Annotated in this window: 16 protein-coding genes and 1 pseudogene; 10 read left to right on the forward strand and 7 right to left on the reverse strand. The window is 55.5% G+C overall.

The annotated features are described in order from the left end of the window. The first annotated feature begins 92 nt into the window (after positions 1-92). The 4 genes from HB779_RS17790 to HB779_RS17805 all read left to right on the forward strand — a co-directional run bounded on the left by HB779_RS17790 (position 93) and on the right by HB779_RS17805 (position 6,599). Positions 93-980 carry a proline/glycine betaine ABC transporter permease gene (locus tag HB779_RS17790; protein ID WP_188343587.1) on the forward strand — a complete coding sequence of 296 codons (888 nt, stop codon included), beginning with the start codon at positions 93-95 and terminating at the stop codon, positions 978-980. Continuing rightward, entirely contained in the window at positions 973-2,043 is a 1,071-nt protein-coding gene (locus HB779_RS17795) for a glycine betaine/L-proline ABC transporter ATP-binding protein (RefSeq protein ID WP_188343588.1), read from the forward strand. The genes HB779_RS17790 and HB779_RS17795 overlap by 8 nt, the downstream gene beginning before the upstream one ends. A gap of 383 nt (positions 2,044-2,426) precedes the next feature. Beyond that, positions 2,427-3,959 (forward strand): trimethylamine methyltransferase family protein, encoded by a 1,533-nt coding sequence (locus HB779_RS17800; RefSeq protein ID WP_244642683.1) that lies wholly within the window; start codon positions 2,427-2,429, stop codon positions 3,957-3,959. 63 nt (positions 3,960-4,022) lie between these two features. Beyond that, entirely contained in the window at positions 4,023-6,599 is a 2,577-nt protein-coding gene (locus tag HB779_RS17805) for an FAD-dependent oxidoreductase (protein WP_188343589.1), read from the forward strand. A 206-nt stretch (positions 6,600-6,805) separates the two neighbouring features. Here the strand turns inward: HB779_RS17805 and HB779_RS17810 are convergent, their stop codons facing one another. Both HB779_RS17810 and HB779_RS17815 read right to left on the reverse strand, forming a co-directional pair. After that, positions 6,806-7,564: a PhnD/SsuA/transferrin family substrate-binding protein gene (locus HB779_RS17810; protein WP_188343590.1), complete on the reverse strand. Its 759-nt coding sequence runs from the start codon at positions 7,562-7,564 to the stop codon at positions 6,806-6,808. A gap of 9 nt (positions 7,565-7,573) precedes the next feature. Further along, a complete protein-coding gene (locus tag HB779_RS17815; RefSeq protein WP_188343591.1) occupies positions 7,574-8,608 on the reverse strand; it encodes a fatty acid desaturase in 1,035 nt (344 codons plus the stop codon). 115 nt (positions 8,609-8,723) lie between these two features. On the opposite strand from HB779_RS17815, the gene HB779_RS17820 reads away from it, so the two are divergent. The 3 genes from HB779_RS17820 to HB779_RS17830 all read left to right on the forward strand — a co-directional run bounded on the left by HB779_RS17820 (position 8,724) and on the right by HB779_RS17830 (position 11,849). Continuing rightward, a complete protein-coding gene (locus HB779_RS17820) occupies positions 8,724-9,560 on the forward strand; it encodes a helix-turn-helix domain-containing protein (RefSeq protein ID WP_188343592.1) in 837 nt (278 codons plus the stop codon). 88 nt (positions 9,561-9,648) lie between these two features. Further along, a complete protein-coding gene (bmt, locus tag HB779_RS17825; RefSeq protein WP_188343593.1) occupies positions 9,649-10,662 on the forward strand; it encodes a betaine--homocysteine S-methyltransferase in 1,014 nt (337 codons plus the stop codon). Positions 10,663-10,895: 233 nt separating this feature from the next. Further along, positions 10,896-11,849, forward strand: coding sequence for an IS110 family transposase (locus HB779_RS17830; protein WP_188343404.1), 954 nt, complete (start codon positions 10,896-10,898; stop codon positions 11,847-11,849). A gap of 195 nt (positions 11,850-12,044) precedes the next feature. Here HB779_RS17830 and HB779_RS17835 read toward each other — a convergent pair. The 4 genes and pseudogenes from HB779_RS17835 to HB779_RS17855 form a co-directional block, all read right to left on the reverse strand. After that, a pseudogene (locus HB779_RS17835) lies at positions 12,045-14,121 on the reverse strand (von Willebrand factor type A domain-containing protein). 2 nt (positions 14,122-14,123) lie between these two features. Next, complete coding sequence (locus HB779_RS17845; protein ID WP_188343595.1) at positions 14,124-14,708, reverse strand: RNA polymerase sigma factor; 585 nt, start codon at positions 14,706-14,708, stop codon at positions 14,124-14,126. Between the two features lie 80 nt (positions 14,709-14,788). Then, positions 14,789-15,475, reverse strand: coding sequence for a 4Fe-4S dicluster domain-containing protein (locus HB779_RS17850; RefSeq protein WP_188343596.1), 687 nt, complete (start codon positions 15,473-15,475; stop codon positions 14,789-14,791). Positions 15,476-15,561: 86 nt separating this feature from the next. Beyond that, positions 15,562-17,148 carry a trimethylamine methyltransferase family protein gene (locus HB779_RS17855; protein WP_188343597.1) on the reverse strand — a complete coding sequence of 529 codons (1,587 nt, stop codon included), beginning with the start codon at positions 17,146-17,148 and terminating at the stop codon, positions 15,562-15,564. Between the two features lie 252 nt (positions 17,149-17,400). Between HB779_RS17855 and HB779_RS17860 the strand changes: the two genes are divergently transcribed. Beyond that, positions 17,401-18,099, forward strand: a complete 699-nt coding sequence (locus HB779_RS17860) for a B12-binding domain-containing protein (protein WP_188343598.1) — start codon at positions 17,401-17,403, stop codon at positions 18,097-18,099. Positions 18,100-18,186: 87 nt separating this feature from the next. Here HB779_RS17860 and HB779_RS17865 read toward each other — a convergent pair whose 3' ends face one another. After that, positions 18,187-18,342, reverse strand: a complete 156-nt coding sequence (locus tag HB779_RS17865; protein ID WP_188343599.1) for an entericidin — start codon at positions 18,340-18,342, stop codon at positions 18,187-18,189. 69 nt (positions 18,343-18,411) lie between these two features. On the opposite strand from HB779_RS17865, the gene HB779_RS17870 reads away from it, so the two are divergent. Beyond that, the gene (locus HB779_RS17870) at positions 18,412-19,044 is read left to right on the forward strand and encodes a DUF1638 domain-containing protein (protein ID WP_188343600.1); all 633 of its coding nucleotides are present in this window, start codon (positions 18,412-18,414) and stop codon (positions 19,042-19,044) included. A gap of 75 nt (positions 19,045-19,119) precedes the next feature. Beyond that, complete coding sequence (locus tag HB779_RS17875) at positions 19,120-19,704, forward strand: DUF4893 domain-containing protein (protein WP_188343601.1); 585 nt, start codon at positions 19,120-19,122, stop codon at positions 19,702-19,704. Positions 19,705-19,749 lie beyond the last annotated feature (45 nt).

Consider the following 19,749-nt stretch of genomic DNA (forward strand, 5'->3'; position numbering starts at 1 on the left):
CTCCGCCGCGTCACACCATCCCGAATGGGCCGAGTGTCAACACGCTCGGTCGCGATGGTCATTTTTTGACCCACAAAGAAGGGGCGCAACATATGGATTGGTTCTATTCATTCCCGAAAATGAATGACGAGACACTCCGCAATTTAAAAAAATCTATGGATGAGGGCTTCAAGGCTTTCACCCGCAGCTATGGCGATGTGATCGAGTCGTTTTTCCAGCCGCTGCAATATTTCCTTATTCAGGCTGAGAAGTTCATGACGACAACGCCATGGCCTCTCATGGTCCTTCTGATCGCGGGCATCGCCTGGATTGCCAGCCGGAATTGGAAGATCGTCGCAGGAACAATCCTTACCCTCCTCCTGATCGGTTATTTCGACATGTGGAGCGACGCGATGAAAACCATCGCGATGATTTTTGTCGGCACGGTCGTGTCCATTGTCGTCGGCATTCCGATCGGGATTATCATGGCACGGTCAGATACAGTCCAGCGTGTCGTCAATCCGATCCTAGACGTCATGCAGACCATGCCAAGCTTCGTCTATCTTATCCCCGTGGTGATGCTGCTCGGCATCGGCAAGGTACCCGGTCTGATCGCCGTCGTGATCTACGCCATTCCGCCGATGATCCGCCTGACCAATCTGGGCATAAGACTGGTCGACAAGGATGTGCTGGAAGCGGCTGATGCTTTTGGTTCGTCCAGCTGGCAGCGCCTGAAGAATGTGCAAATCCCACTCGCCCTGCCAACAATCATGGCTGGCATCAACCAGACAATCATGATGGCGCTTGCCATGGTGGTTATCGCCTCGATGATCGGCGTTCAGGGTCTCGGTCAGCCGGTGCTGCGGTCGGTCAACGGCCAGTTCTTCTCACTCGGACTTTTTAACGGTCTTGCCATTGTCGGCATTGCCATCATCTTTGACCGCGTCAGCCAGGCTTACGGCATGCGCCTTCAAAAGCACCAGGAGGTGGTTCATGGCTGATCGTTCTGTTCAAGGCGCCGGTATTCAGATTAAAAATCTCTATAAGATTTTCGGCCAGAAGCCGGGAACCTATGTCGATGCCGTCAAGAAAGGCATGACGAAGACCGAACTCAATGAAAAGTACAACCATGTGCTCGGCCTGCGCGACATCAATATCGACATGCCTGCGGGTTGCATTCAGGTGGTCATGGGTCTGTCGGGCTCCGGCAAATCAACCCTTATCCGCCACATCAACCGGTTGATCGACCCAACGGTCGGCGAAGTCATCATCGGCGACGCTGACGTTTGCAAGATGAACCAGAACGATCTGCGTGAGTTTCGCCGCCACAAGACGGCGATGGTCTTTCAAAAGTTTGCGCTGCTTCCCCACCGCACGGTTCTCGACAATACGGTCTATGGCCTTGAGATCCAGGGATTGAGCCGGGCAAAACAGGAAGAACAGGCGCGGCGCTGGATCGAACGCGTCGGCTTGAAAGGCTTTGAAGACAATTATCCGAACCAGCTTTCCGGCGGCATGCAGCAGCGCGTGGGCCTTGCACGCGCGCTGACCAATGATGCGCCCATTTTGCTGATGGATGAAGCTTTCTCGGCGCTCGATCCTCTCATCCGCATGGATATGCAGTCTGTCCTTCTTGATCTGCAGAAGGAAATCAAGAAGACGGTCGTCTTCATCACCCATGATCTTGATGAAGCACTGCGTCTTGGCGACCGCATTGCCATCCTGCGTGACGGCGAAGTGGTTCAACAGGGCACCGGACAGGACATCGTGCTGAAACCGGCGGACGAGTATATTTCAAGCTTCGTCAAGGAAGTGAACCGCGGCCGGGTCATCATGGTCGATACAATTTCCACCAAAGGCGATGGTGCGGCAACAGCGGGCGGCGTCACGGTCAAAACCGGCACGATCCTTGAGGAAGCTGCCAAGACCATGACCGACGCCAACCAGCAACATGCAACGGTTGTGGATGAAAGTGGCAAGCCCATGGGCGTAATCAGCATGAACAGTCTGATCCAGGCGATGGTCACCCCGATCAGCCATCTGACAGTACAGGCTGCGGAGTAAGCCAGCAGGTAAATAATTACCCCTTTCAAAAAAGGGGTAATTTGCATGAATAAAGTGCGTGGTTCGACAAGCTCACCATGAGGGAGAGTGAGGATTGCAGGGAGCCATATTCTGCAATGCCTCAGATTGACTTTACAGCATCACTCTCCCTCATGGTGAGCTTGTCGAACCACGCACTCTTTTGATGCAGCCCCACAAGAAACATCGCCCCTAATCAACCATTTTCCCTCTCACGCATCCATGTCGCTTCCCTTGCGCTCGGCGTCGCTCAAGCCGCGCACGATTGTCGTCGCTCTGGCGATAGTGGCACCATCGCAAGTGAAGGGCATGAGCAATGAGTGAACCGGCAACAGAAATCGAAATCCCCGCAACGGCACGCGATCATGGCCGCCGTGGCGGACGGTCCCCGCCCCCGCAGTATTGAAAGCGGTGCATTTGACCAGCCGCCGTTCCGTCAGCTTAAAATTCCCTTCACGCCTACCAAGATCGTTTCGGACGATGAGCTGGAATCGATCCACGACGCCTCCCTCAAGGTCTTGCAGGAGATCGGTGTTGATGTGCTGCATGACGGCGCACGCGACATCATGAAAAATGCCGGTGCCGACGTGCGCCTCGGCTCAGCGCGTGTTCATTTCGACAAGGACATGATTCTCGAATATGTCGGCTATGCGCCGTCCGAATTCACGCTGCACGCGCGCAACCCCGCTCACAATGTGCGTTTTGGCGGCAACAACCTGATTTTCTCGCAGATGGGTTCAGCACCCAATTGTTCCGATGTGGACAATGGCAGGCGGTCCGGCAATCAGGCGGACTTCCGCAACTTCATTAAACTTGCGCAGATGCACAATATCATCAACACAACGGGCGGTTATCCCGTAGAGCCGATTGATATCCATCCATCGGTGCGTCACCTCGAATGCATCCGCGACCTTGCTACCCTGACCGACAAGGCATTCCACATCTATTCGCTCGGCAAGGAGCGCAATCTGGACGGAATTGAAATCGCACGTATTGCCCGTGGCGTCAGTCAGGAACAGCTGCAAAATGAGGCGTCCTGCTACACCATCATCAATACAAACTCGCCGCTGAAACTGGATGTGCCGATGATGGAAGGTATCATCCATATGTCGGGCAATGGCCAGATCGTTATCGTCACGCCGTTTACGCTTGCAGGCGCGATGGCGCCTGTAACCATCGCCGGTGCCTTGGTCCAGCAGAATGCCGAAGCCCTCGCTGGCATCTCCTTCACCCAGATGGTCAAGAAGGGTGCGCCAGTCGGTTATGGCGGCTTCACCTCCAACGTCGACATGAAGTCTGGAGCGCCCGCATTTGGTACGCCGGAATATATGAAGGCGCAGATGGTCGGCGGACAGCTCGCCCGCCGCTACAATATCCCTTACCGCACATCCAATGTCTGTGCAGCCAATACGGTCGATGCGCAGGCTGCCTACGAATCCGTTTTCTCCCTGTGGGGGGCAATACAGGGCGGCGGCAATTTCATGCTGCATTCGGCCGGTTGGCTGGAGGGCGGCTTGTGCTGCTCTTACGAAAAGATGATCCTCGACTTTGACCTGCTGCAGATGGTGGCGGAATTCCTGACACCGCTCGATCTGTCAGAAGATGCACTGGGTCTGGATGCCATGCGTGATGTTGGTCCCGGTGGACATTTCTTTGGCACAGCCCACACGCAATCCCGGTACAAGACAGCGTTTTATGCGCCGATCATTTCCGACTGGCGCAATTATGAAACGTGGCAGGAAGCCGGATCGCCAACAGCAATCGACCGGGCTAATCGCGTCTGGAAAGAGCGTCTCGCCACCTACGTGAAGCCTGCCATCGATCCCGGTATCGAAGAAGAAATCGACGCCTTCGTTGCCAAACGCAAGGCAGAGGGCGGCGCCCCTACGGACTTCTAATCACGCGTTTGAATCAAACTCTCAACGCATTGAATCATATTTCTATCCAAGAGGCATAAGTGAATGAAATCGCACGTTAAAGCAGTTGTCATTGGCGGTGGCGTTGTCGGATGTTCTGTCCTTTATCATCTCGCCCGCGCTGGCTGGACAGATGTTCTGCTGATCGAACGTTCGGAACTGACATCCGGATCATCGTGGCATGCTGCTGGCGGTTTCCACACTCTCAACGGCGATCCGAACGTTGCCAAGCTTCAAGCCTATACGGTCAGTCTCTACAAGGAAATTGAAGAACTGTCCGGCCAGTCCTGCGGCCTGCATCTGACCGGCGGCGTGATGATGGCCGACAGTCCGGAACGCATGGACTTTCTACGGCTGGCCCACGCGCGCGGCCGCTATCTCGGCATGGATACGGAACTGATCACGCCTTCCGAAGCCAAGGCCATGTTTCCGCTGATGGACGAAACCAACTTCGTTGGCGCCATGTGGGATCCGGTTGAAGGCCATCTTGATCCATCGGGAACAACCCACGCCTATGCCAAAGCCGCCCGCAAACTGGGTGCAGAAATCTCCCTGCGCAACCGCGTTGTGGAACTGACGCAGGAAGTGGACGGCACCTGGAACGTTGTGACTGAACAGGGCACGGTGAAAGCTGAGCACGTCGTCAACTGCGGCGGATTGTGGGCTCGCGAAGTCGGACGCATGGTCGGGCTGGAACTGCCGGTTCTTGCCATGGAGCATATGTATCTTCTGACCGAAGATGTACCCGAAGTGATAGAATTCAACCAGTCTACTGGGCGCGAATTGATCGGCGTCATGGATTTCAAGGGTGAAATCTACACCCGTCAGGAGCGGAACGGCATCCTGCTCGGCACCTATGAAAAGGCCGCCAAGCCATGGTCTCCGGTCAACACCCCTTGGGACTTTGGCCACGAATTGCTGGCGCCGGACATCGACCGCATCGCTCCATCACTCGAGGTCGGCTTCAAACATTTCCCCGGCATCGAGAAGGCTGGTATCAAGCAGATCATCAACGGTCCCTTCACCTTTGCGCCTGATGGCAACCCGCTTGTCGGCCCCGTTCCCGGCTTGACCAATTACTGGACCGCCTGCGCCGTTATGGCCGGGTTCAGCCAAGGCGGCGGCGTTGGCCTCGCTCTCTCCAACTGGATGGTCCACGGCGAACCCGGATTTGACGTTTGGGGCATGGATGTAGCACGCTTCGGCGAATGGGCCACACTGCGCTATACCAATGCCAAAGTGCGTGAGAACTACTCGCGTCGCTTCTCTATCCGTTTTCCCAATGAGGAACTGTCCGCCGCACGCCCGCAGCAGACAACGCCGCTCTATGACACGATGGTCAACCAGAATGCTGTCATGGGCGATTCCTGGGGCCTTGAAACGCCACTCTGGTTTGCGCCCAAGGGTACGGAAGCCAAAGACATCGTCTCCTATCATCGCTCCAACGATTTCGAGCATATTGGCAATGAAGTGCGTGCGACTCGTGAAAGCGTTGGCGTCACCGAAATTGCCAACTTCGCCAAGTATGAAGTCACCGGTAGCGGTGCGGAAGCATTTCTGTCCTACCTCATGACCAACACCATGCCGAAAATCGGCCGGTTGGTTCTAACGCCCATGCTGAATGAGACAGGCAAGCTGATCGGCGATTTCACCATCGCCAAAGCTGCCGAAGACCGTTTTCTCATCTGGGGCTCCTCCGCAGCGCAGCGCTATCACATGCGCTGGTTCCAGACACATCAGCCAAAGGACGGCTCGGTTCATATCCACCGCTTCGACCAAACCCTCGTTGGCCTGTCGATTGCCGGACCGAAGTCCCGCGATCTTCTGGCCAAGCTTGTCGATGAAGATGTGTCGAACGAAGCTTTCAAGTTCATGGATTTCCGCGAAATAGCCGTTGGCGGTGCGCCGTGCAAAGTCAACCGTATCTCCTATACCGGCGATTTGGGCTATGAAATCTGGATGGAGCCGGCCTACCAGCGACTTGTCTACAAGGCGATCAAGGATGCGGGCGAGGAATTCGATATTGTCGATTTCGGCATGCGGGCCCTGCTTTCCATGCGGCTTGAGAAGAACTTTCCGACGTGGTTCCGTGAGTTGCGTCCGATTTACGGACCCTATGAGGGCTCAATGGACCGGTTCGTCAAACTTTCCAAAAATGATTTCATCGGACGCGAGGCTGCCGCCAAGGAAAAGGCAGAGTTCGATGCGGGCACGAGCAAGAAACTGCGCCGTGTCTCGCTGATTATTGACGTGCCAAATGGCGACGGGGCAGCGGATGTCATGGGCGACGAACCGATCTGGGCCAAAGTTACCAAAGATTACGGCATGGTAGAAGCTGGACACGGCGTCGGTGCGCCCCGCTTCAACGGCGCCGGCGAGGTTGTCTCCTTTGCTGGCGACAAAGGTGCGGTGCAAGGCGAGTGGCGTGTTGTCGGCTGGGTCACATCAGGCGGCTATGGTCACTATGTCGGTCATTCCATGGCACAGGGCTATGTTCCGGCAGAGCTGGCGAACAATGAAACCAGTGGTCTCTTTGAAGTCGAAATTCTCGGCCTTCGCCGCTCTGCCCGCATCAATCTGGAACCGCCATTCGATCCATCGGGAGCCAAGATGCGCGGGTGATTAAACAGCTTCACCACGCTGGTGTGGTGAAGCCCTTTGCATGAATATAGTGCGTGGTTCGACAAGCTCACCATGAGGGAGAACGGTAGACTGCAAAACTAACGGCAACATTGCAGAATATAGTTCCCTGCAATCCTCCATCTCCCTCATGGTGAGCCTCCTGAGCTTGTCGAAGGGCGAACCACACACATCGGCTCTGCAATGATTCAGAGACTCACACCCTCAAAAGCGGAAATAAACGGCAGGCCTTTGCGCTTGCCGGTCCAGCCCACAACAATCAAGGCACTCGCCGCTTCGTCATAGCGCTGGGCCAATGCCCATGATTTGCAGTCAATTGCGGCCACATCTGCACGGCCGGAGGCAACCGCTTCAACAGACATGCGATGGCCACCCGTCTCGACAAGGCTGGCGAACAGCGACAGGCTCTCACCCTTGCTTTCAAGGTCCCGCTTGATACCCAGATAACCGGACATCGAGTCGTGGCTGTTAAATGCCAGCCGTTTCCTGCGCATGTGATCAATCGGCAGTACCGGATCACTGCTGCGAGGCGTCGGCATCGGCTGTCCCTCACCGCGTCGCATCACCAGCGCACTTGAATAGAGTTCACCGTCGCCGCCCTCAATTCCGGAATATTCGTCCTGACCCGCAAGCTTTACGTGTGGCGCAAGGCCCAATTCCATTGGACCCCAGCATGTCTGGGTGATCAGCAATGCGGGGTGGCGCCACAGCGTCGGCAGATCAAGCTCGTCGGGTGGAAGCGTTGCAGGATCCGGTGCAATCACGACACCCGCAGCGTCACGAATACCGCCGGGAACGGACGGAAGATCGCCATTGCGTCTCGTCAGCAAATCAGGCGCATCAAAACCCTTCGCCATCAGCCTGTCGCGCATGAACACCCATTGGGCGTCCACATCGGCGCGGAGTTCCGGCCAGTCGTACATCGGCAACGCGGCTACAAGGGTCATGCCCGATATTTACTCTTTTGGAGGCTCGGCGGGAATAGGCAGGCTCGTCCCGCCCTGCAGGGAAATGCCATGACGGCGCGGCTGGAACGCACGGGCTGTAGGCGGGTCACGGCGCAGCACAGGATGGGCAACCTCTTCCTTTCTGTGAAACGCATAGGCGCGAAGAATTTCAAAGTAATTGCGGAAAACATACCCGCCATTCATTGTCTTCCATTCTTCACGCTGCTCCCGGTAAAGGCGAGGCAGATGATACCACGGAACGGTGGGACGCTTGTGGTGAACGAAATGCAGGTTGTTGTTGAGAAACAGCAGCGCCAGCGGCGATTTCTCGACGATAATAGTACGGCCATCCGGGCGTTCGGACCACTGATGTTCGCAATAGGATCTGATCGCAATGATCGCCAATCCCCAATAAACCGCAGTGAGTGCGTAGAGCCAGAGCGGGATGCCGAAGCGCAAAAGCAAAGCGATCATGGGAACAAGCCCGGCGGCATGCAAAAGCCACGCCGTTTTGACTTTTCGGTCTCCGCCCGAAATCAATTTCATGTCGGTCATCAGGAACCCGACGATCATGAGCGCTGGACCAATAATGATCCTCCCAAGCAATGTATTGTTCCAGTTCAGAAGTACCTTGAGAACAGCCGGCTGCTTCTCCCAATCGCCCAGCGCGCGATAGTAGCTTTCCGGATCGTCATAGGGATCGGTCAGCCGTTCATCCGCATGGTGCTTGAGATGCAGATGCTTGTAACGGCGGTACGGATAGAACAAGCCGATTGGCAATGAGACGAGAATTTCGTTCAGCACGCCGCTCCGGGTCGGGTGGCCGTGCAACGCTTCGTGCTGCAATGAAGAATGCAAGGCGACAGCGATCGCCATCAAAGCCAAAGCCACGATCGGCATGGTTGAATAGAGGTAAAATCCGGCGATAACCCAAAGTCCGTAACAGGCGATCATGAGGCCGACAGTCGGCCATTCGATGCCCGGATGCTTTCGCGTCTGGTTGGGCATGAGGGAAGTATTATCGGTATGTGCTTCTGATTCCATGACTTTCATGGTCTCACTGTCAGGATTTGTCAGCAATGATATTTTAGTGCGAAAGCGTTGATTTTGCGCACCAAACAGTGCAATTGTTGTATTTAGTAAACAACGAGGCGTCGAAATGGACAAAAGAGACCTCTCCCGCCTGTTTCAGGAACGGATCAGGAGCCTGCTCAACCGAAGCGGCGACAACCAGTCATCCTTCGCCGCATCAGTAGGCATTGACCGTTCTGCACTTTCCCAGCTTCTGTCCGGGCAGTCCGCCCGTCTGCCCCGTGTCGAAACTCTGCTCAACATTGCAGAACGTTATTCCGTCTCGCTCGACTGGCTGCTTGGCCTCAGCCAGGACGAAGGCATTATCGGTGAATTGCGTGCCAGCATGGAGATCGAGGAAGGCGTTGACGGCTTCGAGCGCACGCTTCTGGTACGTTGGCATGGTGAGGCATCCGGCAGCAAGATCAGATATGTACCTGCCCGCATTCCGGATCTCCTGCGCACTCAAGCCGTCATTGCTTACGAGACATCGCTCGTCCATCGCGATCCGGCCACGCAGATTACCGAGACCGCGTTTCGGCTGGATTATAATCGCCAGCCGGGCACCGATATGGAAGTCTGCATGCCCTATCAGACCCTGCAGGATTTTGCAGCTGGCGGTGGCATTTGGGGCGACCTGCCACGCGAGGTTCGCATAGAACAACTCGAGCATATGAGCGCGCTGCTCGATGAACTCTATCCATCGTTCCGGCTCTATCTTTTTGACGGACGTGAACGCTTCTCCGTTCCCTACACCGTGTTCGGTCCCTATCGCGCTGCTATTTTCGTTGGCGAGATGTATCTGGTGCTGAATACGACGGAGGCCGTCCTGACCATGCAGCGGCATTTCGACGGATTAATCCGCGTTGCACGCATCAATGCCCATGAGGCAGCATCCTATGCGTCATCCTTGAAAGTTGAATGATGCGGCAGGGCTTGTCGCAAATGATGATTGACCACATATAAAGACTTCCTTATATCGTTATCTAACGACTTCACAGGAATTGCCGACCATGACCAGTGCCAATCCACTTGCCGATCTGATTGCCGAAAAGGGTGTGCTGTTGGCCGACGGCGCGACCGGCACCAACCTGTTTGCAGCAGGTTTGGAAGCGGGTGAAGCACCGGAACTATGGAATGAAGCCCAGCCGGAAAAGATCATTGCCCTGCATCAGGGCTTTGTCGATGCGGGCGCGGATATCATTCTGACCAACTCGTTTGGCGGTACACGCCACCGGCTGAAGCTGCATCACGCGCAAGATCGCGTGTTTGACCTGAACAAGAAGGCCGCTGAGCTGGCGCGCCATGTTGCCGACAAGGCAGACCGCAAGGTCATTGTTGCTGGCTCCGTTGGCCCAACCGGTGAATTGCTGGTGCCGCTTGGTGCACTGACCGAAGAAGATGCTGTTGCAGCCTTTACCGAACAACTCGAAGGCCTCAAGGCTGGCGGCGTCGATGTGGCATGGATCGAAACCATGTCGGCTCCGGGCGAAATCCGCGCCGCTGCTGAAGCCGCTGTGAAGGTTGGGCTCCCCTATGTCTATACCGGATCGTTCGACACGGCGGGCAAGACCATGATGGGTCTGCCACCCAAGGAAATTCACGGCGTCGTTGATGGTTTGGCTGAGCGCCCAGTTGCCGTTGGCGCCAATTGCGGAGTGGGTGCGTCAGATATCCTGGCTTCATTGCTGGATATGTCGGAAGCTGATCCGTCGGCAACAATTGTCATCAAGGGCAATTGCGGCATACCGGAATTCCGCGGGTCAGAGATTTTCTATTCCGGCACGCCTGAACTCATGTCTGATTATGCGAAACTCGCCATTGATGGCGGCGCAAAAATAATCGGCGGCTGCTGCGGAACCTCTTTCCAGCATCTGGCTGCCATGCGTCATGCGCTTGATAGCCATATTCAGGGCACACGGCCGACAGTCGAGACTATTGTCGAAACCATTGGGCCGATGAGAAACAAGCTGGCTGCCCACGCAGATGCCATGCCCAAGCGCGAACGCCGCGGGCGGCGTGGGTGATACCCGTTTGTGATTGCACGATCATGGTGCGTGGTTCGACAAGCTTGTCTGTTTGAAGTGTGTATACTGGCTTGGTCCACGTGCCCATTGACGGCACGTGGACCGATGGACCTGAGGCCGTTTCGACAGCCGGACGTTTGCCAGTCCGATGGTGAGCAAGGCCCGGTCCTTCGATGACACCCGAACAGTTGCCAGGGGCATCGACCCCGCATGACAAGCCAGGGGTTTTCATCATGACACAGTTTACGCGTTTTGTCGGCATCGATGTGAGCAAGGCTTACCTCGATCTGCATTGTTTGCCTGATGGGCTGGAACTGCGGGTGCCCAACAGCCGCGCAGGCGTTGGTCTTTTGCTGCAGCGCATCGGTGTGCTGGAAGGGGTTGCCTTTGGCTGTGAAGCCACAGGCGGTTATGAGGATTGCCTGCTGATTGTGCTGGGTGAAGCTGGCATGGCAGCCTATTGCCTGCATCCTTCCGATGTGCGCTCCCATAGCCGCCTGACGGGCCGGCGGGCCAAGACGGACCGGCTGGATGCGATCGCCATTGCCCGGGCACTGCAGGTTGCCGTTGCCACCCGCAAACCGGCGATCCGGTCCACAACCATGAGCGCCATCAAAGAGTTGACGACATTGCGCCGCCGGTTGATTGCCGGACTGAGTGAGCTGAAAAGCCACGAGGCGCGCATGGGCGATGCGGATGCTGCCAGCATCATTGGCGTGTTGATGGACCAGCACATCAAAGCCATCAAGACACTGGAAGCACATATACGCAGCGCCATAGCCCGCAATCCCGCACAGGCACAAACGGCAAGGCGCATCGCCTCGATGCCGGGAGCCGGTCCCGTCCTGACCGCCGAACTCATCGGCTCCATGCCCGAGCTTGGCACGCTATCCAGCCGTCAGGCGGCCAGCCTGACCGGCGTTGCTCCGCATCCGCGCCAATCGGGAAACAGCAGCCGCAGCGGAAAGTGCCAGGGCGGACGGGCAGGCATCCGCCGCGTCCTCTATATGGCATCCTTAAGCGTCATACGTTGCGCAAAACACCCGCTCGCCGCCTTCTATCAAAGGCTCAGAGCCAACGGAAAGCCCTTCAAACTGGCCATTGTCGCACTCATGCGAAAGCTCATCGTCACCCTCAACGCAATGATCAAAAACCAAACAGATTGGCAACCAAACATTCAAACATAAACACAGTTGCTCACCATGAGGGAAAGTGAAGATTGCAAGGAGCCATATCCTGCAATCTTTCCGGTTAACCTTTCAGCCGCACTCTCCCTCATGGTGAGCTTGTCGAACCACGCACAATAACTATGCAGCCTTGAATAATATGACAAAAATGACCGGGATTTCCCCGGCCATTTGCTTTTGGAAAATGCAGCAGTGCTATTTCTTGCTTTCCAAAGCATCGGCCAAACGCACCAGCGACAGGAACTCGCTGCGATAGCCGAATGTATCGTCACCCCGCGATCCGATGCCGAGCTTGCCTATGTCGGCGTAGCTGTAATTTGCCATAGCATCCGTCCCCCGCAGTTTCTGGCCAAAGGCCGCCACCGCCGTCGAGAAGCGCACATCACTTGAGGCAGACGCCGTATCCGATACTTCATTGGCTTTCGTCACGGGTGTCGTGATCAGCTTGCTGACATCTTCGTTCGGCAGCTTGTAGCGGATCTTGAAGAAGGCAAATTCGCCTGCATCCGATTTTGCATCAGAAACGGGAGCATTCGGCTTGCCGTAACGAAGATCGTCCGTCAGGACAGCCGGACTGTTCTTCGGGGTGATCTCATAAATGGCCGTCACCGTGTGGCCCGAACCAATTTCGCCAGCATCGATACGGTCATTGTTGAAATCCTCCCGCTTCAAGGCGCGGGTTTCATAACCGATCAGCCGGTATTCCGCGACAGCAGCCGGATTGAATTCGACCTGAATTTTCACATCCTTGGCAATTGGAAATAGCGTGGATGTTGCTTCCTGCACCAGCGTCTTTTCGGCCTCGGCCAGCGTGTCGATATAGGCGGCGGTGCCATTGCCGTTCTGTGCCAGAATCTGCATCATCTGGTCATTGTAATTGCCCTCACCAAAACCGAAGACCGACAGGAATACACCGGACTTGCGCTCGTCTTCGATCAGCTTTTTCAGTTCGTCATCACTGGACTGGCCGACATTAAAGTCGCCGTCGGTTGCCAGCATTACGCGGTTAACACCATCCTTGACGAAGTTTGCCTTGGCCAGACGATAGGCTTCCTTGATACCCGCCTCGCCAGCCGTCGAGCCACCAGCTTCAAGGCGGCTCAACGCCTCGAAAATCTTGGCCTTGTCCTTTACCTGCGTCGGCTCCAGCACCGTTCCCGCATTGCCCGCATAAGTAACGATGGACACTGTGTCTTTTGGATCCAGCTTACTCACCAGCATATGAAAGGCAGATTTCAGCAGAGGCAGTTTATCGGGTTCGTTCATGGACCCCGACACATCCAGCAGAAACACCAGATTAGCGCGCGGCTTCTCCGCCGGGATGACGTCATAACCCTTGATACCGATATGCATTAGCTTGGTGTTCTGGTTCCATGGCGTCGGCGTCACGGTAATCGTCGCATTAAACGGCGTTTCACGGCTATCCGGCCCCTTCCAGTCATAGGGGAAATAATTGATCATCTCCTCGACCCGAACGCTCTCGGGATCGGGCAACGCACCGTCTTTCAAAGACCGGCGAACCATCGCATAGGACGCCGTATCCACATCAATCGAGAACGTTGACACTGGATCATCGGCAACGCGCTTCACGGGGTTGGTTTCAAATTGAGCAACGCGGTCACGCGATGGTTGCGGCGGTGCCGATCCCTCTGCATCCATCCGGGCATAGCCCTGGTTTGAATTCAACGGCGGCGTTGCTGGTACTGCGGCACTGTCCTGTGCCAGATCAACCGTTGCACTCGATGGCTGGGAAACGACCGCCGTGGCACCACTTGGGGCCTGTTGTTCCTTCAACGCGAGGGGGCTTCCCTCTTCGCCATTTCCGTCACGCCAACGCGCGGCTCTGCGGGCGCGGGCTTTGCCAGCGGCTCCACAGGCTGCGGCAAAGACAAAGGTTGTGCCGGTTGCGGCTGTGCGGCAGCGAGCGGCGGTTGACTTATGGTGGTCTCATCCTTTGGCTGATCCCCCGTCAGCATGCGCGGATCGTGCATCATGTTCCAGGTCATGTAGCCGGCGATCGGCAATATGAGCAGGCCGGCAAGAGCTGACGTCGAGAGCAAGAGTTTCTTTTCCATCGTTTCACTCCACAATTGGGTTGCGATGGAACTAAGACGGCGGATGAAACCGCTTCCTTGGGTCTGAACCGAAACTTTTTTGCATCTGCTGCATCGAACGACTGCATAGCCGCCTGCAAAGCAGCACGCTTTGCCGTATTAGATGCCTGTGGTGGCGTCAGCTTGCTGAGTTCACTCAGTTTTTGATCGTTGGTCATATCTAAAAGCCCTCCGGCGTACGCAAGATGCGCTTCAGCCGTTTCTTGGCGTCGTGTATGTGCCACGAAATCGTGGCTTCGGCGCAATCCAGCACTTCGGCTGCCTGCGCATGGTTCAGTCCCTCTCCATAGACCAGCAGAACTGCATCGGCGGTCTTGTCAGGCAATGTCTTCACCCCAGCCCAAAGAGCGCTGATATCCGCATCGACATCGCTTGCGCTCGAAACGGGATCATCGTTGAGCAACTCGCGATGATAGGCCTCGGCCTTGCGTTTATCCCGGGCATGCTTGCGCAGATGATCGCGCGCTACATTCAAAGTCAGCTGGTAAAGCCATGTGCGAAGTGCGCCCTGTCCGCGCCAGTTCCAGATTGCGCTGCCGAGCTTGATACAAACGTCCTGCGCAATATCTTCAGCATCATTCCGATTGCCTGACCAGCGCCAGGCGATACGATGGATGAAATCATAATTCTGTTCGATCAGGCTTCCAAACGCGGCGCGATCCCCTCCCTGCACTCGCGCAACAAGGGTCGAAACTGCCGCTGTTTCATCCATCGAACCGGAAGTATCCAAAATGCGCGTTACCATGTTCATCGCCCCTTTGACGATGCAACCACATCAATCCTTGGGTCAAAAAACGCAATCAATCAAAATATTTTTAAAAATTGTCAGGCGTGAGCGAATGCAGCCATATGGAAACGCTGCTGATCCTGGACATAGGCATGCTCGCGGCCTACTGGGCAGGCTAGACGGGCCAGGCATCCGTCATCAAGGCAGGGTTGCCCTTCCGGCGTCGCCAGATAGCTGCGGCAGCGATCAACTGCAAAGCTGTTTCCATCGAAAGCATCAACCGGACAGGCATGCAAACAAGGCTTTTCCACACAGCTGTCGCACGGGTGATCAATAGAGGCGATTGAAGAGAAAACGATTGGGCGGCTGAACAGAATCGCACCGCGAAATGCCTGCCAGAGACCAAATTCAGGGTGAATCAACATTCCCAAAGGTGATGCCGATAATCCCTCCACACGTTTCGCCCATTGCTGGAAGGGCAAATATGGCCTGTCAGACGGAAAAACGGCTTGCCCGCCAACGTCTCCAGCAATGTGCGTTAAAACCTCTTTGGACCAAGCATCAAGCGGATCGGCACTATCAGGATGCTCACGGCGCCACGCAGCGAAATGCGGCCAGATGGATGACCCGAAATGTCCGACCAGAACCACACTTTGCGCCGGAACACCGTGATTGAGGTCAGGCGCGCCATCACCGGCGGAGAAAACAAAGCCGCCGCGCGGAACAAGCCCATGAGGTTCCAGCGCGGCGGTAATTTGTTCAACAATTGGATCGGCAAAAGTCATCCCGGGCCTGAACCTTTGACAGCAGAGGCCCAGACTTCCTTGTGGATCAGATTGGCCACTTTAGCCCGGCCGTCCTCGGGCTTCTTTCAGGTAAATGCGTCGGGCATCGACGCTTTTTTCTTCGCAATGAACTCTTTCAGTGATTCATCAATCGCCGGGTCGAGATACGGAGCCTCGTAGGTCTCGAGCCAGCGCCGTGCCAACTCGTTACCGCGCTGGTCTGCCCGCTTTTCGCCCTCGGCTAGCCATTGCTCGTAGGAATTGTTGTCGGCAATGTTCGACCGGTAGAACGCGGTCTGGAAATTTGCCTGCGTATGGTCGCAGCCAAGATAATGGCTACCCGGACCGACCTGACGGATGGCATCCATCGCCTGGCCGTTCTCAGAAAGATCGACACCCTCGGAAAACTTTTGCGTCATGCCGAGCTGGTCTATATCCATCATGAATTTTTCATAAGATGAAACCAGACCGCCTTCGAGCCAACCGGCCGAATGCAGCACGAAATTTGTACCCGCCAAAATTGTCGAGTTCAGTGTGTTCGCGCTTTCATAAGCTGCCTGCGCATCGGAGACTTTCGAGGCACAGAGCGATCCGCCTGTACGGAAAGGCAGTCCAAGACGCCGTGCCAGCTGCGCCGCGCCATACGACACAAGCGATGGTTCGGGCGTGCCAAATGTCGGCGCACCGGATTGCATCGAAATCGAAGAAGCAAATGTTCCGAAAATAACCGGAGCTCCCGGCCGGATCAACTGGGTGAACGATGCGCCAGCAAGCACTTCCGCCAGAACCTGTGTCAGTGTACCGGCAACAGTTACCGGGCTCATCGCACCAGCGAGAATGAACGGCGTGATGATACAGGCCTGATTGTTGCGGGCGTAAACCTTCAGGGCGCCCAGCATTGTCTCGTCGAACACCATTGGCGAATTGGCATTGATGAGGCTGGTCAGCACCGTGTTCTGGTCGAGATAATCTTCGCCAAATACCAGCTTGCACATGGCAATCGTATCTTCTGCCCGTTCCGGCGCCGTAACAGAGCCCATGAATGGCTTGTCAGAATATTTGATATGTGCGTAGACCATATCGAGATGGCGCTTGTTGACGGGCACATCAACCGGCTCGCACACAGTTCCGCCAGAATGGTGGATCGATGGCGCCATATAGGAGAGCTTTACGAAATTATTGAAGTCTTCGATTGTCGCGTAACGGCGAACGCCCTCAAGGTCGCGTACGAAGGGCGGGCCATAAACCGGTGCAAACACAGTAGCCTTGCCGCCGATCTGAACTGAGCGCTCAGGATTGCGGGCGTGCTGTGTATAAATGGACGGCGCAGTCTTCAGGAGTGAGCGGCATAGTCCCTTGGGGAAATGCACCCGCTCGCCTTTGACATCGGCGCCAGCCTCCCGCCACAGTTGCAGCGCTTCTGCATCATCGCGAAATTCGATACCGATTTCTTCCAGCACCGTATCCGCATTGGCTTCGATGATCGCCAGACCTTCTTCATCAAGCACCTCATATTCGCGAATCTTGCGCGTTATGAAGGTGAGTGATTTACCCGGCCCACCGCCCGAACGGGCGGCGCGGCGTGCAGCAGCGCCCGCACCGGCACCGCGTCCACGGCGTCCGCCGCCTTCCGCAGTCTCCACGGGAGCATCGACTGGCGTTTCCTCATTCATTTTATTTCTCCAGGCGCTTGATGCGCGGATTGGTTCTTCGGTCATGACCTCAACAACCAAATCCTACCCGCGGCACATATAGGGGCGTTCCCGTGTGCGTCAAACAATGGCGCATGGAAGACAAACAGACAGTCGTTTTCGTCATTTACGAGGTCGCATTTAAGCAATGCGTTTTCGGCAACTTGCCCGATATGTTAAGGGAATGCCAGTACTGATAATGACCTGTGCATAACGCTTGAAGGGAAGAGACCCATGGCCGACGACGAAATCATTCTTTCGGAGCTTTCTGACGACGAACTCGTCGAGCAAATGCACGATGACCTCTACGATGGATTGAAAGAAGAGATCGAGGAAGGCACGAATATCCTTCTGGCACGCGGCTGGATACCATACCGGGTTTTGACCGAAGCACTGGTTGAAGGCATGCGCATTGTCGGCGAGGATTTCCGCGATGGCATCCTCTTCGTGCCGGAAGTTCTGCTGTCTGCCAATGCCATGAAGGCTGGTATGTTCATCCTGCGCCCTCTCCTTGCGGCAACGGGTGCACCAAAGCAGGGTAAGCTGGTCATCGGCACAGTCAAGGGCGACATTCACGATATCGGCAAGAACCTGGTGGGAATGATGATGGAAGGCGCTGGCTTTGACGTTATCGACCTCGGCATCAACAATCCGGTCGAAAACTATCTGGCCGCTATCGAAGAGCACAAGCCCGACATTCTCGGCATGTCCGCACTTCTCACGACCACCATGCCCTATATGAAAGTCGTTATCGATACGATGAAGGAAAAGGGCATTCGCGACGATTATGTCGTACTCGTCGGCGGCGCACCGCTGAATGAGGAATTCGGCAAGGCTGTAGGCGCTGATGCCTATTGCCGGGATGCCGCAGTGGCCGTTGAAACTGCCAAAGATTTCATGAAGCGCAAGCACAATCAGATGTCGGGCGCCTGAACCAAATCAAAACGGCCGCATCAAAATGCGGCCGTTTTTCATATATAGTATATGTGTGCTGAAATTGATCCGATGGGATCAAGGCAATTAGTTGGCAGCTTTTGCTACCCGATGACCAGCCGACTGGGTCGCATTGACCGTATTGGCCGTGTCTGCGCCCATACCACGGATCGTGTTGGCGCAGCCTGCGAGGGCTACAACAGCAAGGACAGCGGCGATAGGTACAACGCGTGATAGCTTCATGGACAGGGTCTCCCGTTCTGATAAATTAAATCTAACAACCGCATAACGCGATGGAGCGAAATCGGTTCCATGAATGTTAGCCAGAATTCCAATAAATCACCAGAAACCGTTCGGGTCATCGCCTGTGGTATGATCGCCCGGGAAATACTGGCTATACGCGAACAATTCGGGCTCGATCATATCGAGCTCAAATGCCTTCCTGCGGTTTATCACCATCACCCGGAAAAGATCGCTCCATCTGTGGACCGCGCCATTGTCAGAGCCAAGGCTCAAGGCATCAAGCGCATCTTCGTCGGCTATGCCGATTGCGGTACTGGTGGCCTGTTGGATCGCGTTTGTGAAAAACACGGCGTGGAACGCATTGAGGGACCACATTGTTTTTCGTTCTATGTCGGCAACGACGCCTTTGCCTCGAAATGGGACGATGACATGACGTCATTCTTCATGACCGATTTCCTTGCTCGGCATTTCGAAGCATTCATGGTCAAACCACTCGGCCTCGACCGCCATCCGGAACTGCGCGACATGTATTTTGGCAATTACACCAAGATGATCTATCTCGCACAGACCGACAATCCAAGACTGAGTGCCAATGCCGAGCGAGCCGCCGAGTTTCTTGGTCTCGCCTATGAACGGCGCTTTACTGCCTATGGGGATCTCGTCCCTGCCCTGACACAGGCTGCGGCCGGTACCGCTTCCTGAGGCTTTTCTTTGCGCTTTCAAATGGGCATGCTTCTCCAGTTCCCTACGACAATAATCATAAAAGGATTCGCCCCGATGATGTTTCGAACCCTTCTCACTGCGGCTATCAGTTTGACAGTCCTGAATACCGCGTACGCGGACGGTGCCATAACCCGCCTCATCACAGCGTCCGACAAGACACGTCTGGAAAAATACCAACAGACAAGGACAAAGGCTGTTGATGAGGCCAAAAAGAGCGGAACCCCGGCCGATATTTCCACCCTGAACCAGATATTGACCAAGCCTAACCTCCCCTTCAGCCAGGATTTCGACATGACGGGAAACTGGCAATGCCGAACCATCAAACTTGGAGGCATGGCCCCTGCACTCGTTATCTATGGCTGGTTCAAATGCAAGGTAACGGATGACGGATCAGGCTGGGCACTTGAGAAGGTAACGGGCTCACAGCGCACCAAAGGCCGGTTCTATACCGAGAGTGATACCCGCCTGACCTATCTTGGCACTGGCTATGTCTCCGGTAAAAAACCTGCCAAATACGGTGCAGGCCCGGAAACCGACGAGGCTGGCTATGCCTATCGCACCGGGAAAAATGCCTTTCGTGTTGAGTTTCCCGCACCGTATCGCGAATCCCTCATGGATATTATGGAATTGAAACGCTGACGGCCGCTCGTCATTGCAATGTCACCTTTCGCCCTCCATATGGGC

Source organism: Phyllobacterium sp. 628, assembly GCF_014189505.1.
GTDB lineage: Bacteria > Pseudomonadota > Alphaproteobacteria > Rhizobiales > Rhizobiaceae > Phyllobacterium.